Raw genomic sequence first — 14,406 nt, 5'->3', positions numbered from 1 at the left:
TCATCACCGATCCGCCATACAATCTCGGTGTTCAGTCAACAGTCGTAGCCCATGACAACACCGTTTCTGCGCCGAAATACCCTGCGCGTACTGCCACACGCCGATATCCCCAACATCCGTGTCAACTACCTGATGACCGCGGCCGAAAGTGCCGTGTTCATCGGCGGCAACTGGATCTTTTTCTGGCAGTTGTTCATGACGTTCGGCCAGCTCGGACTGAACGATGCGCTCGGCTTCGCCTTCGGCCTGTTCATGGAGATCCCGACCGGCGCGCTGGCCGACATCATCGGCAAGCGGTGGACCCTGCGCGCGGCCATGCTGATCAACGGGATCGGTTTCCTCGTCATGGGGTCGGCCACGGCGGCCAGCGGGCTGATCGTCGGATTCCTGATGTTTCAGGTCGGCATCGCGCTGTACAGTGGGGCGGCCGAGGCGCTGACCTACGATTCGCTCAAGGAGCGTAAGCTCGAACACGACTACGACCGAGTGGCGGCCGCCAGCAGTTCGGTCAGCCTTGTCACGTTGATGGCGTGTATCCTGATCGGCGCGTGGATGTATCAGGTCGACGTGCGCCTGCCGCATTGGGCGTGGGGTGTGGCGTTCCTGCTCGGGTTTGTCGCGGCGCTCGGCCTGACCGAACCGAAGGTCGGTGAACCGGCGCGATTCACGGTGCGCGGCTATTTCGCCCAACTGGCGACCGGCGCGCGCGAACTGGTCAAGCCACACCTGCGCATGTTCGTCCCGCTGATGTTCGGCCTGACGGGCGTGTTCTTCATCTATAGTTGGGGCATCGTGCAGCCCGCCGTCGCCATCAGCTTCGGCTTCGGGCCGGACGAGCAGGCGTTCATCTCCAGCGGCGCCTATGTGGTGATCGCCGTCATCATCCGCTTTCTGCCGTTCCTGCGGCGGCGCTTGGGCGATGTCGCCGGTCTGACGCTGGTCAATCTCGGGCTGTTCGGCGCGCTCCTGCTGATGACCGCACCGCTCGGCGCGTGGGGCGTTCTGCCGCTGCTGCTGATGCACATGGCCGGTTCGACCTCGCGCACATGGCTGAGCGTCGTCATCAACCAGCGCACGCCCAGCGCCATCCGCGCGACGACGTTGTCGACCGTGGCGCTGCTCACCAAGATTCCGTATACGCTGATGGCCGTTGTTGCGGGACTCATGATCGAAGGCGGCCAACTGAGCGTGTTCCTGATCGGCATGGCGGTCAGCTCGGTCGCGCTGCTCGGGCTATCGCACGTCATCCGCCTGCGCACGTCCCCTGCTGCCCGCGCGGCGCCTGTGTTCGCCGCAACGCCTGAGCCCGAGCCGGTGGTCGAGCCGGCGGGGTGAGGTCTGCGGCGCACGTGGCGTGTATCATCATATGAGCCGCGCACCCGAATGGCCGCACCGCCGATGACCCCACCCGACAACGCCCCTACCGCACGCCCCGACCGCCGCGCGTCACCGATGCTCGCGACCGGTATCGTTGTGTTTGTGACCGCGACGGTCGCAGTTTTTGACCCTCGCGGAATTATCGCATCGGGGTTCGTCGACAGCGAGTTTCTATATGCGGGTATGCTTTTGGCCGGCGCATTCGCTGCATTGGCTGTGTGGTACGCGGCACCGCCCCGTTGGCTTGTGATCTACGCCTTCATTTGGGCATCTCTTATTTGTATTGTCGCGCTCTTGCTCATACCGGACATATTTCAAGTCCTTGCCTTTCCTGCAATTTTTCTGGCCATACTCGCCTTTCAGATGCCGTTTGTAGTTCCTGTTGCCGGTGCGTTGGCTACCTTAGGTCTTGCACTGTGTGTTTACTGGTACCCGGACCGAATCAACGAGCGTGTCTTGCAGTTCGGGATGACGCTGTTCTGTGCTTGTGGAGCCATCTATTTGCTCAGCGTAGTGCTGCTCTAGTGATGACCGTCACAGCGCGGTTGAGCCAGAACCGCAGCCGCCGCGTTAGCCTGATCCCGGCCCTGTATCCGGTGCTTGTTCAGGGGACGGAATCACGCGCCGGTGAAGCCCCTCGCCCCTCGTGGGAGAGGGGTTTGGGGTGAGGGACTCGACGCGGGATGAGGCCCGCCCTGCAATTGTTCCTCCATCACCCCCTCTCACTGAACAGTCATAGGCACAGGCTTCCAAACTCCGATAAAATGAAGGAAACCGAGGAAAAAAGAGGAAGGTTCTTTCGATGCCGTACTATGTTCAGCGCGGCGACGTGCCGCATAAGCGCCACACGCAGTTCCGCAAGCCGGATGGCGGCCTGTTCCGCGAAGAGGTCATGGGGCTGGAAGGCTTCCACGGCTTGCAGTCGCTGCTGTATCACCACTTCCTGCCGCCGCGCGTGATGCGCACCGAGTACCTCGGCCCGGCCAAGACCGAATACACCGACTACGGGGCGGTGCGCCACCGGGCGTTCGCCACGGCCGACGTGCCGGCAGGCGGCGATCCGGTGTCGGCGCGGCGCACGCTGCTCGGCAACAAGGACGTCACGCTGGGCGTCAGCCGCCCGACCGCCGGCATGGACTACTTCTACCGCAACGCGCAGGCGTACGAGGTGTGGTTCGTCCACGAGGGCGCCGGCACGCTGCACAGCCAATTCGGTGCGCTGGCCTTCGGTCCCGGCGACTATCTGGTCATCCCGTTCGGCACGACATGGCGCATAGATATGTCCGGCGAGGCGCGCTTCTTTGTCATCGAATCGCCGTCGGAGATCGAGCCGCCCAAGCGGTACGTCAACAAGGTCGGTCAACTGCTCGAACACGCGCCGTACTGCGAGCGCGACATCCGCGCGCCGGAGTTCGTCGGCGCCAGTTCCGAAACCGGCGAGTTCGAGGTGCGCATCAAGGTGCGCGACGGGATAAGCCGGCACGTGCTCGACCATCACCCGCACGACGTTGTAGGCTGGGACGGGTGCCTGTACCCGTGGGCGTTCAACATCGCCGACTTCGAGCCAATCACCGGGCGCATCCATCAGCCGCCACCGGTGCATCAGACGTTTCAGGGCTGGAATTTCGTAGTGTGCAGCTTCGTGCCGCGTCTGTTCGACTATCACCCCGAGGGCATCCCCGCGCCGTACAACCACAGCAACGTCAACAGCGACGAGGTGATCTACTACTGCGACGGCAACTTCATGTCGCGCAAGGGGATCGACAAGTACGACATCTCGATGCACCCATCCGGCCTGCCGCACGGTCCGCAGCCCGGCGCGACCGAGGCGAGCATTGGCGCGAAGGAGACGCACGAGCTAGCCGTGATGGTCGACACGTTCAATCCGCTGCACATCGCCGTGGACGCGCTCGAACTTGAGAAGCAGGGTTATCAGGCGAGCTGGATCGACCCGAATTGGCCGTAGAAGAAGTTGCCAGTTTTCAGGAAACAGTGGTCAGAAAGAGCGGGCACCGTGGCTGTACGCATAGGTCGTAGAAAGGCGGAGCGTCGCGGTGTGGAGGGACGGGGCGGGCCCCGTCCACTCTGCGGCGGGCAAGCCGGCGGCTCGCCCCTACAGACCGCGCTGTGTGATCTCTGTTTCTCTGCGGCCTCGGTGGTTCAATCGTATCTCGCCCGCTACTCCGCCTTCGGCAAGACCGGACGCTCCAAATCGAAGAAGGTGTCGATTTTGGCGTAGGTCATCCCGGCCATGCGCCCGACAGGCTGCAGCGCGACCGGGTCGATCTTGTCGGGGCCGATCAGCAGCGAGTCCTCCACATGCAGGTGCGTCACCGTTCCGAACACCACCGTCGCACCGCCAACTGCGTCCGCATTGATCGGTACGGTGCGGTCGAGCACGCACTCGAAATGGACAGGGCTTGCGGCCACCCGCGGCGCTTTGACCGTTACGCTGGGGGCGGTTTCCAGACCGGCAAAGTCAAACTCGCTGGAGTGGGGCGGCAGGTTTGCGGCGGTCAGGTTCATCGCTTCGGCGAGCGGGTACGTCACGACGTTGACGACGAAATCGCCGGTCGCAAGCACGTTGTGCAGCGTATCCTTCACCGGCGTGTCGCCTTTTCGTGAACTCACGCAGAACAACACCGTCGGCGGGTTGCTGCATACGGCGTTGAAGAACGAGAACGGCGCGACGTTAGCGACGCCGGACGGGCTGATGGTGGAGATCCACCCGATCGGGCGCGGCACAATCGCCCCGATCATCAACTTGTACATCGACTGCTGTGGGAGGGTCGACGGGTCGAATTCCATGCGCTACAGGTAGACCTCTTGGTTGGCGGTGTGGAGCATCGGCTCGCCTTTCAGCGCGGCGATCAGGTTCTTTGCGGCCAAGATGCCCATCGCCTCGCGCGTGCGCACGCTGGCACTTCCGATGTGCGGGACGATCACGCAGTTGTCGAGCTGCAAGATTGGCTCGTCCACATGGATCGGCTCGGGGTCGGTGACGTCGAGCGCTGCCGCGAAGATCTTCTGTTCCTTCAGCGCAATGTACAACGCCTTCTGGTCGATGAGCGGCCCGCGCGCGGTGTTGACCAGCACGGCAGTCGGTTTCATCATGTCGAACTCGCGTGCGCCGATGATGTGCTGGGTGGACGGTGTAAGCGGGACATGCAGGCTGACGAAGTCGCTCTCGCGCAGCAGCGCTTCCATGCTGCGCGGTTCCACGTTGAGCTCGCGCGCCGCGTCGCTATCGCGCCCGCCGTGATACACGATCTTCATGTTGAACCCGGCAGCGCGCCGTGCAACCGCTTGCCCGATGCGCCCGAACCCGATGATGCCCAGCTTCGAGCCGTACACGTCGTGGCCGAGCAGCAAGCCCGGGCTCCACGTGCCCCAGTGCCCGCCTCGCACGTAGCGCGCGCCTTCGATTACACGGCGCGCGGTGGCCAAGATTAAGGCGAACGTGAGGTCGGCGACTGCTTCGGTGAGCACGCCGGGCGTGTGGCCGACCGGGATCTTGCGCGCCGTGCAAGCCGCCAGATCGATGTTGTCGAATCCGACGGCCATCTGGCTGACCGCGCGCAGCTTCGGGGCCGAATCGAGCAGTGCCTCGTCGATCTTGTCGGTCAGCATGCAGAGCAGACCTTCGCTCTCCATGACGGCGCGCAGCAGGTTTACACGCGGCATCGGGCGGTCTTCCTCCCAGACCTGCACCTCATGATCTTTGCGCAGGATGTTGAGGGCGCGCTCGGAAATCTGCCGAGTCACCGTAATGACACTCATGGCACTACCTCGATGAAGCGGACCTCAAACAATTTCGGCCACAGCTTTCCAGTAATATAGAATACATCACGATCGGCATCGTATGCGATTCCGTTAAGCACATCTGCCGAAGTTGCCTCAGATTCGGTGAGTAAAGCCGCGGCGTTGATCACCGCGTCGATAGTACCCGATGCCGGGTTGATGCGCACGATGAAGTTGGTCTGCCAGACGTTCGAATACACACGATCGCCCACACATTCCAGTTCGTTGAGCCGCGCCACGGGCTCGCCCTGCAAGTTGGCGTTCACGCGCCCGAGGACTTTGAACGTCTCCGGGTCGCGAAAGGTCAGCACGTCGCTGCCGTCGCTCATGATCAGCCGCGTTCCATCGTAGCACAGGCCCCAGCCCTCGCCCTCGTAGCTGAACGTGCCGGTCTGCTCGAACGTGCCGGCGTCATACACGAACGCCGTGCCTTCGCGCCACGTGATCTGAATCAACCGGTTGTCGACCCACGCCAAGCCCTCGGCAAAGAACGCTTCGTCCACGGGTGTCTCGCGCAGCACGGCACCGGTGTCGCGCTCGACTTCACGCACGTCGGATTCGCCGTATAAGCCCGTGCTTTCGTAGAACGTCGAGCCGTTCCACACCAGCCCCTGCGTGAACGCATCGGTGTCGTGCGGATACACCGCCGAGACCTCGGGCACCATCAGCAGCGGACGCTGCAACTGCTGCACGACCGGGCGGGCGAGCAGTGTTGCGGCAAGGGTTAGGATGGCGAGCAACCATTGAGGCGGAATCGGCATGGGTAGAGCGTCCTTTGAGCAGCATGCAACGTGCGGGAAGACGGATCATGCGGAGACATTCCGCACGTGGTGTTCGAGAAACGTCAGTGCGTGCGCCAACGCCCGAGCCGATGTCGCGCGGTCGTCTCCGTCGGCGTCTTCGGGGAAAAGATCGTGCCCGGCGCCGGGCATGACGACGACCCGATGCGCGTCGTGCCGGTCGGCCGCGGCCAGCTCGGTGCGCAGCGCGTCGATCATCTTCTGCGGGATCAGGTGGTCGTCACTGCCGTACACAGCGAGCACCGGCACCGGGCAGTGACGAAACTTGCCCATGTATGTTTGAGGGAAACCGCTGAATGCGATGGCCGCTTTCTCGCGGTGTGGGTATTGGATCGCCGCACGAAAGGCCAGACTCCCACCCAACCCCACGCCGACGACCGCGACTTGATGCATGGTGTGCTGATGTTGTTCGACCACCTCGAAAGCGTCCAGCACGCGCGCGAAACGCTTCTTACGCGCGATCAGTTCGACCAGCGAGGCAGCCTCGCGCGCTGTGTCGGCTGTGCGCCCGTCGAAAAGATCGGGCGCGATCACGTAGTAACCGGCCTGTGCCATCTGAACCGCGAGTGCACGCACACTGGCGGTCAAGCCCCACCAGTCGTGCAGCAGCACGATGGCGGGGAAGCGTTGGCCCAACAGGGGTTGAGCACCGAAAGCGGCGAACTGCTTTCCGTCATCGGCGATGACCGTCTGGTAGCCAGCGCGCGTTTGATATTCGACGTGGTGCGGGCGCTCTTCGCTCATAGCGAAGATTATAGCACCCGCACCCGAACATTACGTCTATTCTTCCGCGTCTTCCGGGCGCTTGCGCCGGGCTGGGCGGTCGCCGCCCTGCGGGCGGTCGCTTCGGCTGGGCCGCTTGGTGCCGCTGCTGCGCGGCGGTGGGCGACGTTCGCTGCCCCCGCTGCCTCCCGTGCGTCCACCTTCACGCCGGGGTGGACGGCCTTCGCCGCGACCTTCGCCGCCGCGCGATTCGCCATCACGCGAGCGGTAGCCACCTTCGCGCCGGGGCGGACGGCCTTCGCCGCGACCTTCGCCGCCGCGGGCTTCACCGTCACGCGAGCGGTAGCCACCCTCGCGCCGGGGCGGACGGCCTTCGCCGCGACCTTCGCCACTGCGCGACTCGCCGTCACGCGAGCGGTAGCCACCCTCGCGCCGGGGCGGACGGCCTTCGCCGCGACCTTCGCCGCCGCGGGCTTCACCGTCACGCGAGCGGTAGCCACCCTCGCGCCGGGGTGGACGGCCTTCGCCGCGACCTTCGCCGCCGCGGGCTTCACCGTCACGCGAACGGTATCCACCTTCGCGCCGGGGTGGACGGCCTTCACCGCGACCTTCGCCGCCGCGCGACTCCCCATCACGCGAGCGGTAGCCGCCTTCACGCCGGGGCGGGCGGCCTTCGCCGCGACCCCCCCCCATCACGAGCGGTAGCCGCCTTCACGCCGGGGCGGGCGGCCTTCGCCGCGACCTTCGCCGCCGCGCGACTCCCCATCACGCGAGCGGTATCCGCCTTCACGCCGGGGCGGACGGCCTTCGCCGCGACCTTCGCCGCCGCGCGATTCACCATCCCGCGAACGGTATCCACCTTCGCGCCGGGGCGGACGGCCTTCGCCGCGACCTTCGCCGCCGCGCGACTCACCATCACGCGAGCGGTATCCGCCTTCACGCCGGGGCGGACGGCCTTCGCCGCGACCTTCGCCGCCGCGCGATTCACCATCCCGCGAACGGTATCCACCTTCGCGCCGAGGCGGACGGCCTTCGCCGCGACCTTCGCCACTGCGCGACTCACCATCCCGCGAACGATAGCCGCCTTCGCGCCGGGGCCCACGACCACCACGACTTTCGCCACCGCGCGAGTCTCCCTCGCGGCGGAACACGCGCCGGGTTGGACGGTCGGCCTCGCTCAATCGCGCGCGGAAGCCTTCCGGCAGGTCCTGTTCGGCGTTCCGCGAACGGAAACCCTCGGGTATGTCGTCGCCACGATGACGGCGCGCGCCGGGCGTATTCTCGCCCGACTCGTCGATCATCAGGCGAGAGCGAAATGCCTGTGGCTTGGGCCCGACACGCCTGCCGTCTCGCGGGCCACCACGGCGGTCGCTGCTGCCGGGCCGGCGCGGACGATCGTCACGGCGGGTGCGTTCTTCGCGCTCGGCATCGCGGGCGGCATACTTCTTGCCGCGGCGCGGGGCGGGCGGAAGCCGGTTGCGCTTTGCCTCTTCGATTTGCTCCTCGCTGGCGGTCGAATGAGCCATCAGCTTCTGGCGGCGCTTCGCCGCGTTCTCCTGCCCCTTGATCTTGCGGATTTCGTCGAGTTCGGGCGCGGCAGTCTTGAGCAGCTTGACGTCGCGCTCCTTAAGCTCGACATACTCGCCGCGTGGCAGATCAGCCATGGCGTAGCGCCCGATATGGGTGCGGACAAGCCGCTTGACCGGATGGCCGAGCAAGGCGGCCACGCGCCGAATTTGCCGGTTGCGGCCTTCGGTCATCACGACCTTGAGGATCGTCACGTCGCCTTCTCGGCGCACGATGTCGACGAAGCACTGGGCGGTCTCGACCGTCGTGCCGTCCTCTTCATCGAGGGTCACGCCGCGCGCCCAACGGTCGGCAGTGCGGCCGTCCATGCTGCCGTAGACGACAACCTGATACGTCTTGGTGTGTTCGTAGCGTGGGTGGGTCAGTGCTTGCGTGAGGTCGCCATCGTTGGTGAGGACGACCAACCCTTCGCTTTCGGCGTCGAGGCGGCCAAGCAGGAAGAGGTGACCGTCGACCGGCACCATGTCGCGCACGGTCGGGCGGTCGTCGCCGGGTTGACGCTCGGTCGCGGACACGACGTTAATCGGCTTGTTGTAAGCGAGGTAGATTGGAGGGGACTTCAGGTCGACGCGCTGACCGTCGACGGTGACGACGTCTTTGTCCGGGTCGGCCTTGGAGCCGAGTTGGGCGACCTCCCCGTTGACGCGCACGCGCCCGGCGGTGATCAAGTCTTCGGCGGCACGTCGCGAACCGTAGTTGGCCTGCGCCAACAGCTTTTGTAAACGGTGTTCCATAGGGTGTGGATTCTCCTCGCACGCCTCCCGGCGTGCTGATGACAGGCGGAGGATAGTGGCCTCCGCAAACTCCGCAGACCGGATGCCGGTCGCGGGCGTAGGGGCTGGGCCCCTACAACGGCACTAGAGCTTACGCGCGACCTGATACTGCAGCGATCCGCCTAACAGGAGGCGGGTTTGAGCGTGCATGACGGGCAGCGCAACGAAGATTAGGGTCAGGATCGGCAGCAGCGGAAAACTGACCAAGGTGAGCAGGCGTTCCCTCAGGGTGATCGGCCGGGTGCGGGGCGGACGCGAGGCCACGTCTTGCGCCCAAAACACGATACCGAGGACGACGACCAACAGCGATGCGATAATCAGCACCAAGATGACCGGGTCGCGTCCGATTTCGTTCAGCGGTGGAACCAGCCCGGGATTGAACAACACCGGAAGCTGTGAGCCGACCGTCAGAATAATCCAGCCTGCGCCTGCGAGTAGTATATCATGCGCCACGCGCAATAACAGCTTCAAACTGCGCCCGGCCGGAATTTCGGGGTGTTCGAGCATGCGCGCGATGATATAGCCGACCTCTTTGCTGCCCCACGCATGACGCAGCGTCTGCTGATAACGCGCCTTGAGCACCTCCCACACCGTGTCGCCGGTGGTCGCGGTCGCCAGAAACGGCAGGAAGATCGGCTCCAGCTCCAGTTCGGCGTCGGAGCTGAAGAACGCCTTGATGAACATGTGGCTGTCTTCCGCGATGACGTCGGTGTCCCAATACCCGCTAGCGTCCATTAGCCGCAAGCTCATCGAATAGGACGAGATCGGGATCGCCTGCCACCACGGCGCGGCCAAGTACGCCAGCTCGAACGCGCCGCCGTAGGCGTTGACGAGGCGCATGGGTGGGCTGATGTCCCAGATGTTGCCGTGATAGCGGATCGGGGCCTGCCACGTCCGCGCGTGGCGGTGCGGGCTGATCGCGAACGCGTAAGTCAACGCGAAGAAGTACTTGGGATGCCAGAGCGTGTCGGCATCCATGGTCGAGATGATGATGTGGTCGATGTCGTAGCCCAGCTCGTCGACGAGGCGGCGCTTGGCCTGACGCGCCGCCCACGCCTGATTGGACGACTTGCCGCGTACCTCGCCGGGAAGCCCGCGCGGATGCACGGCGTACATCATGTGAGCGAAGCATGGCCCGAACTCGGCGATCAGACGCTCGGCTTTCGTGGGCGCGCCGGCCTCGGCGCCCTCCATCGCCAACACGACGGTCATGCGCCGCCGCGCCTCGTACTGCTTGGCGAGATGCGCCAGCGTGCGCTGCAGAATCTCGTACGGTTCGCCGTAGTTGGGGACAATGACAAGGTACTTGACGTCATCCCAAGGCAGCGCGTCGGCCCGTCCGGCAGTGTCGGTATCGTACTTGGCTTTCCAGTCGGTTTGTTCCCAGCGGCGGATCATGCGCATGCCGTTGAAGTTGGCGACCGCCGCAAGCACGAAACGCAGGGCCGTATATGCGCCGAGGAGCGCGGCCAAGGTCAGAACGATGCGCGGAAAGGCAAGGGCAGAGGCGACGCAGAATAACAGCGCCAACCACGCGATACAGCCGGGAATCCCGTCGAGCGCGCGTTCGGGGATCGGCGGAGGCGGGGATGCGCCCCACAGCGACTGCCCGACGCCCATCTGAACGTTGTTGCGCCGGCCACCGTCGGATTGATACGGCAAGAGTTGATTCTACCTGCTCATCGTCGTTACGATGGCTAGCATAGCATAGATGAACGGAGGTCGGGCAGGGCCGCGGCCCACCACCGGCCGATCGGCGGGAATCAAAAAGCCGCCAGAGCCCTTTCCCAGCGGCCTTTTACCGCACCCTTACTCGATCTTGGTGACTTGACGGGCTTCTTCGCCCTTTTGCCCTTGTGCGATCGTGAACTGAACCCGATCTCCCTCGTTCAACGTTTTGTAACCGTTGGCTTGGATCGCGGAGTAATGGACGAACACGTCGCTTTCTCGACCATCCACCGTGATGAAGCCGTAGCCTTTGACATTGTTAAACCACTTGACGACACCAGTTTGCAATGCTTCAGACATGCTGTCTTGCCTTTGCCCTAGTCGCACCCACCCCCGGGGCGCGCGACATCGGGCATATTAACGCAAGTTAAAAGAGTCCGCAAACTGTACCCGATTTTGCGCCTAACAGAGCACCTTTTGAACGGTCTCGAGATCGACATTGCCGCCGCTCACGACGCATACGGTTGGCACGTCTCCAGCACGGACTACCCCGTGCAGCACTGCTGCCGCCGCGACCGTGCCGCCGCCTTCGACCAGCCAGCCCTGCGTGCCGATGAACCAGCGCATCGTGTCGGCAATCATCGCCTCGCTGACCAGCACCGCGCGGTCGACATGCTGCTGCGTGAGGGGGATGGTGATCGACCCGTCCTCGATCTCGCCGCTGAGGGCTTCCGCCAGCGTGTCCCAAACCTGCGGGCGCTGCTCGCCGGCGAGGACGTTGTACATGGCCGGGGCGTGTTCGGCGCACACGGCGATCACTTCGACCCTCGGGTTGTGCGCCTTGATGGCGACCGCGATTCCGCTGAGCAGTCCGCCGCCGCTCGTGCATACCAGCACCCGCCCGACATCCGGCAGCTGCGCGGCGATCTCGCGCCCGATCGTGCCTGCACCGGCAACCACGTCGGGGTCGTTATAGGGCGAGACGTAGGTGCCGCCGGTTTCGCGCGCGCGCCGGATGGCCTCGGCTTCTGCTTCGTCGTAGTTGTCGCCGAACAGCACGGCCTCCCCACCCTGCCGGCGCACGCCATCGACCTTCTTGCGTGGCGTATGGCGCGGCATCAGGATCGTCGCCTTGACGTCTGTCAGGCGGGCAGCGCACGCCAGCGCCTGCGCATGATTGCCGGACGATGCGGCGATCACGCCATCCCGCGCCGCGCCGCGTTCTTGCAGGCGCAGCATGGCGTTCAGCGCACCGCGAATCTTGAAGCTGTGAGTCAGGTTGGCGTTTTCGAGCTTGAGCCACACACCGTCATGGCCGGCGGCCGGTTCGAGCGGGGTCGGCGTCAGATGCGGCGCGATGCGCGCGGCGGCAGCGGCGATGTCGTCAGCAGTCACGGTCATGGTGCTTCGGCCCTTGTGCGGCGGGGTGTGCGCAAATCCTAGCGCGCGGTCGCGCCGCGGGCAAATGCGCGCATTAACCGAACATTCAGTCCGCTGTGGGTTATTGCGCGTCTGCCCGTATGCTATGATAGCGGCCGAGGAGCCACGCCCCATGACGACGATTTTGCTCATCCGCCACGCGGTAAACGACTACGTGAAGACCGGCAAGCTAGCCGGTTGGACGCCCGGTGTCCACCTTAATGAGGACGGCGTGGCGCAGGCCAAGCTGCTCGGCGAACGACTCGCCGATGTGCCGCTTCAGGCGATCTATTCGAGCCCGCTCGAACGCGCTGTCGAGACGGCCGAAGCCGTGCGCGAGCATCACGCGCATCTGCCGTTAAACATCCTCGAAGGCGTGGGCGAAGTGCAGTTCGGGGAGTGGCAAGGGATGAGCCTGAACGACCTGCGCCGGCGCAAACTGTGGGATGTCGTGCAGCGCGCGCCTTCGCGCGCGACGTTCCCGGGCGGCGAGTCTTTTTCCGAGGCGCAGTTTCGGGCTGTCCGGGCCATCGAAGGGCTGGTGAAAGCACACCCGGCGCAGGTTGTTGCGGTGTTCAGCCATTCCGACGTCATCAAGCTAATCGTCGCCCATTATTTGGGCATGCACCTCGACAGCTTTCAGCGTATCGAGATTTCGACGGCGTCGATTAGTACAGTACAATTGGGACACAGTAGCCCGTACGTCGTCGGGGTCAACGACGTGTCCCACCTGCGACAGCCAAAGAACGAAACGAAGGGCTGAACCGCCGCATGCCGAACGTAGAGATCGACCTGAACCCGGTGGATTTTGTCACCATCGGCACTATTGGGCCGAAGGGCCAGCGGGTCTTCTATTTGCAGGCCGGACGTGAGAATCAACTGGTCTCGATGATCGTCGAGAAGGAACAGTCGTGGGCGCTGAGCGAAGCCCTGCGCGAGCTGATCGACGACGTGGACGAGCGGCGCTCCTCCGAGACGAAGGTCGACATGAGCCTGATGGACATGGACCTGCGCGAGCCGATCGAGCCGCTGTTTCGCGTGTCGCGCATGGGCCTCGGCTTCGATGAAGACAGCGACCGCATCGTGTTGATCATGCAGGAGCTGGTCGTCGGCGACGAAAACGGCGGGCTTGACATGGACGCCGATGTCGACGCCGATGACGACACCGCCGATGACGCCCTCATCGAGGACTCCTACGATCCGCTCGGAGAAGAAGACGATGCAGAACGCCCGTCGGTAGTGCGCTTGTGGTGCAGCCGCGAACAGATGCGCGCGCTCTCCATACACGCCGCCGACACGGTCAAGGCGGGCCGCGCCGACCCGCGCCTCAACGGCCGATTGGTGTATTACTGGACCTAGCTGTGGACGATTCCACAACCCCGGCAAGCTCCGACGGCGGCAATCGCGGACTCTCGCTGGTTCAGCCGGACCTCAGCAGTGCGGATGCCTTACTGCTGCTCGAGCGCGGCGAGGTTACGACCCAGCACGGCATGATCCGCAACAGCTCGAATTACACGTTCCTCGTCACGCTAACGCACGAGAAGGTCAGCGCGCTGGCGATTTACAAGCCGCGGCGCGGCGAACGCCCGCTGTGGGACTTCCCCGACAACACGCTGGCCGACCGCGAGCGCGCGTCCTTTGTGCTCAGCGAGGCGCTGGGCTGGGGTCTGGTGCCGCCGACCGCCCTGCGCGACGGGCCGCACGGCATCGGCTCGGTACAGTGGTTCATCCCGCACGACCCGTCCGAGAACTACTTCACGTTCGGCGATCGGGTGCACGCGCAGCTCAAGCGTATCGCGCTGTTCGACTGCATCACCAACAACGCCGACCGCAAGGGCGGGCACCTGCTGCTCGGCGACGACGAGCGCGTGTGGTGCATCGACAACGGCCTGACCTTCAATCAGGCGCACAAGCTGCGCACGGTGATCTGGGACTTCGAAGGCGAGGAGATCCCGGGGCCGCTGCTGGCTGACGTGCGCGACGTGCGCGACCACCTGTGTGATGAGTCCGACCCGCTGCACCGGACGATGGCCGCCCTGCTCTCCCCGGGCGAGATCAGCACCACGGTTCACCGGATCGACCGCGTGCTGAAGTCGCGCCGTTATCCGCGTCCCGGCGGCGGTGCCAACTACCCGTGGCCGCCAGTCTAGGCGGAGAGTTGGCAGGTATCAGTCGTCAGTTGTCAGACAAGGGCCGGTCTCACCCCGCTTAAGTAGGCGAGATCAGGCACGGTGAATCCGCTTGTGGACCTGAATTTG

At 64.5% G+C, this 14,406-nt stretch carries 15 protein-coding genes; 6 read left to right on the top strand and 9 right to left on the bottom strand.

From position 1 onward, the window contains the following. The first annotated feature begins 51 nt into the window (after positions 1-51). From IPM16_13705 to IPM16_13695, 3 genes are all read left to right on the top strand, one after another. Positions 52-1,335 carry an MFS transporter gene (locus IPM16_13705; GenBank protein ID MBK9124155.1) on the top strand — a complete coding sequence of 428 codons (1,284 nt, stop codon included), beginning with the start codon at positions 52-54 and terminating at the stop codon, positions 1,333-1,335. Between the two features lie 48 nt (positions 1,336-1,383). Beyond that, positions 1,384-1,902 (top strand): hypothetical protein, encoded by a 519-nt coding sequence (locus tag IPM16_13700; GenBank protein ID MBK9124154.1) that lies wholly within the window; start codon positions 1,384-1,386, stop codon positions 1,900-1,902. A gap of 277 nt (positions 1,903-2,179) precedes the next feature. Further along, positions 2,180-3,343, top strand: coding sequence for a homogentisate 1,2-dioxygenase (locus tag IPM16_13695; GenBank protein ID MBK9124153.1), 1,164 nt, complete (start codon positions 2,180-2,182; stop codon positions 3,341-3,343). Between the two features lie 212 nt (positions 3,344-3,555). Here the strand turns inward: IPM16_13695 and IPM16_13690 are convergent, their stop codons facing one another. The 9 genes from IPM16_13690 to IPM16_13650 all read right to left on the bottom strand — a co-directional run bounded on the left by IPM16_13690 (position 3,556) and on the right by IPM16_13650 (position 12,130). After that, positions 3,556-4,185: a flavin reductase family protein gene (locus IPM16_13690; GenBank protein MBK9124152.1), complete on the bottom strand. Its 630-nt coding sequence runs from the start codon at positions 4,183-4,185 to the stop codon at positions 3,556-3,558. A 3-nt stretch (positions 4,186-4,188) separates the two neighbouring features. After that, complete coding sequence (locus tag IPM16_13685) at positions 4,189-5,157, bottom strand: D-glycerate dehydrogenase (protein MBK9124151.1); 969 nt, start codon at positions 5,155-5,157, stop codon at positions 4,189-4,191. Further along, the gene (locus IPM16_13680; GenBank protein MBK9124150.1) at positions 5,154-5,939 is read right to left on the bottom strand and encodes a glutaminyl-peptide cyclotransferase; all 786 of its coding nucleotides are present in this window, start codon (positions 5,937-5,939) and stop codon (positions 5,154-5,156) included. The genes IPM16_13685 and IPM16_13680 overlap by 4 nt, the downstream gene beginning before the upstream one ends. A 45-nt stretch (positions 5,940-5,984) precedes the next feature. Next, positions 5,985-6,722, bottom strand: a complete 738-nt coding sequence (locus IPM16_13675) for a dienelactone hydrolase family protein (protein ID MBK9124149.1) — start codon at positions 6,720-6,722, stop codon at positions 5,985-5,987. Between the two features lie 36 nt (positions 6,723-6,758). Then, on the bottom strand, positions 6,759-7,397 hold the full coding sequence (locus tag IPM16_13670) for a hypothetical protein (GenBank protein MBK9124148.1): 639 nt from the start codon (positions 7,395-7,397) through the stop codon (positions 6,759-6,761). Continuing rightward, positions 7,394-9,022 carry an rRNA pseudouridine synthase gene (locus IPM16_13665; GenBank protein ID MBK9124147.1) on the bottom strand — a complete coding sequence of 543 codons (1,629 nt, stop codon included), beginning with the start codon at positions 9,020-9,022 and terminating at the stop codon, positions 7,394-7,396. Before IPM16_13665 ends, IPM16_13670 begins: the two co-directional genes overlap by 4 nt. A gap of 123 nt (positions 9,023-9,145) precedes the next feature. Beyond that, positions 9,146-10,723, bottom strand: a complete 1,578-nt coding sequence (locus tag IPM16_13660; GenBank protein ID MBK9124146.1) for a glycosyltransferase family 2 protein — start codon at positions 10,721-10,723, stop codon at positions 9,146-9,148. Positions 10,724-10,870: 147 nt separating this feature from the next. Continuing rightward, complete coding sequence (locus IPM16_13655) at positions 10,871-11,089, bottom strand: cold shock domain-containing protein (GenBank protein MBK9124145.1); 219 nt, start codon at positions 11,087-11,089, stop codon at positions 10,871-10,873. A gap of 102 nt (positions 11,090-11,191) precedes the next feature. Next, a complete protein-coding gene (locus tag IPM16_13650; GenBank protein ID MBK9124144.1) occupies positions 11,192-12,130 on the bottom strand; it encodes a threonine/serine dehydratase in 939 nt (312 codons plus the stop codon). A 151-nt stretch (positions 12,131-12,281) separates the two neighbouring features. Here IPM16_13650 and IPM16_13645 point away from each other — a divergent pair, with 151 nt between their 5' ends. The 3 genes from IPM16_13645 to IPM16_13635 all read left to right on the top strand — a co-directional run bounded on the left by IPM16_13645 (position 12,282) and on the right by IPM16_13635 (position 14,298). After that, complete coding sequence (locus tag IPM16_13645; protein MBK9124143.1) at positions 12,282-12,911, top strand: MSMEG_4193 family putative phosphomutase; 630 nt, start codon at positions 12,282-12,284, stop codon at positions 12,909-12,911. 8 nt (positions 12,912-12,919) lie between these two features. Then, positions 12,920-13,507, top strand: a complete 588-nt coding sequence (locus tag IPM16_13640) for a DUF3090 family protein (protein MBK9124142.1) — start codon at positions 12,920-12,922, stop codon at positions 13,505-13,507. A gap of 131 nt (positions 13,508-13,638) precedes the next feature. Beyond that, positions 13,639-14,298 carry an SCO1664 family protein gene (locus tag IPM16_13635; GenBank protein ID MBK9124141.1) on the top strand — a complete coding sequence of 220 codons (660 nt, stop codon included), beginning with the start codon at positions 13,639-13,641 and terminating at the stop codon, positions 14,296-14,298. Positions 14,299-14,406 lie beyond the last annotated feature (108 nt).

It is taken from the genome of Candidatus Flexicrinis affinis (genome assembly GCA_016716525.1).
Classification (GTDB): domain Bacteria; phylum Chloroflexota; class Anaerolineae; order Aggregatilineales; family Phototrophicaceae; genus Flexicrinis; species Flexicrinis affinis.
This window is presented reverse-complemented; position numbering and strand designations above follow the sequence as displayed.